Source organism: Secundilactobacillus paracollinoides DSM 15502 = JCM 11969, assembly GCF_001311135.1.
GTDB classification, from domain to species: Bacteria; Bacillota; Bacilli; order Lactobacillales; family Lactobacillaceae; genus Secundilactobacillus; species Secundilactobacillus paracollinoides.
Genome location: NZ_BBAG01000154.1, coordinates 1 through 1,156, shown reverse-complemented (window position 1 = coordinate 1,156; position 1,156 = coordinate 1). Strand labels below are relative to the sequence as shown.

1 protein-coding gene is annotated in these 1,156 nt (G+C 42.0%); it reads left to right on the top strand.

The features are described 5' to 3' along the window. Window positions 1-1,086 (top strand): IS4 family transposase (locus JCM11969_RS16705; RefSeq protein WP_054713015.1); only part of this gene is annotated, 1,086 nt, incomplete at its 5' end. Between the last annotated feature and the right edge of the window lie 70 nt (window positions 1,087-1,156).

The following is a 1,156-nucleotide window of genomic DNA, read 5'->3' as shown; positions in this document are numbered from 1 at the left end:
GTTGGGAGTCATTTAATCAAGCATTTACGACCGTTTATTGACCGCCGGCGGCGGTTAGCATTGATCATTGACGATACACTCTTTTCCCGTGAGTACGCCACCCAAACCGAATTACTAGCGCGAGTCTTTGACCATGACAAACAGTTATATATTAAGGGATACCGGGCTTTAACTTTGGGTTGGAGTGACGCCAATACATTCTTACCGATCAACTTTGCATTAATGTCTTCCAAGAAGCCACAAAACGTCCTTGGAAAATCAGCTAAAACAACCGATCAACGAACAATTGCTGGCCGGAGACGTCGCCAAGCACAGCAAAAAATGAACCTCGTTTCATTGCAACTTGTCAAGCAAGCCCTCGCAAATGGCGTTCTAGCTGACTATGTGTTATTTGATAGCTGGTATAGCTCACCAAAAATGTTCTATGAATTAACCAAGTTGGGATTAAACGGCGTGGGCATGCTTAAACGGTCCAGCAAAATTTACTATCAATATCGCGGACGGCAATATTCAGTTAAAGCATTATACAAGCGACTGCAGGCCTCAAAATATCAACCCAAGCAAGCTTATCAATACAGCTGCTTTGTCGAAGCGCACGTCGGGAACCAAAAATTCAAGCTTCGCTTGGTATTTGTGGCTAATCGGGCCCGTCAAGATGACTACCTAGTACTGGCAACGACTCAGTTAGGCCTTCAGCCACAAGAGATCATTCAACTATACGCCCGAAGATGGCAAATTGAGAATTACTTTAAAGTTGCCAAGCAATACTTGCGGCTCGACAAATCACAAGTTCAAAATTATGACGGGCTTTGTGGCCATTTAGCAATTGTCATGATGACTTATGACCTATTAGCTTGGCAGGAACGGCAAAATCAGGATGATCGCACCATTGGGGATTTATTCTTTATAATGAACGAAGCCATGCCAGATATTGAGTTGTCTCAAGCACTGGTATGGCTTCTAAATTCGTTAAAAACGATTATTAATCATGAAGTTTATGCAAGAAGAGCCCAAATTATTCAGATGATGAATCAGTTCTTCACATTTTTGCCGAAACGGTTAGTTTCGCTGTTAACAGCAAGCTAAATGGTTAAATTAATTAAAATATGCCTGTGATACCAAGGGATCAGTCTGTCTTCATACTTTCAAGTTTCAG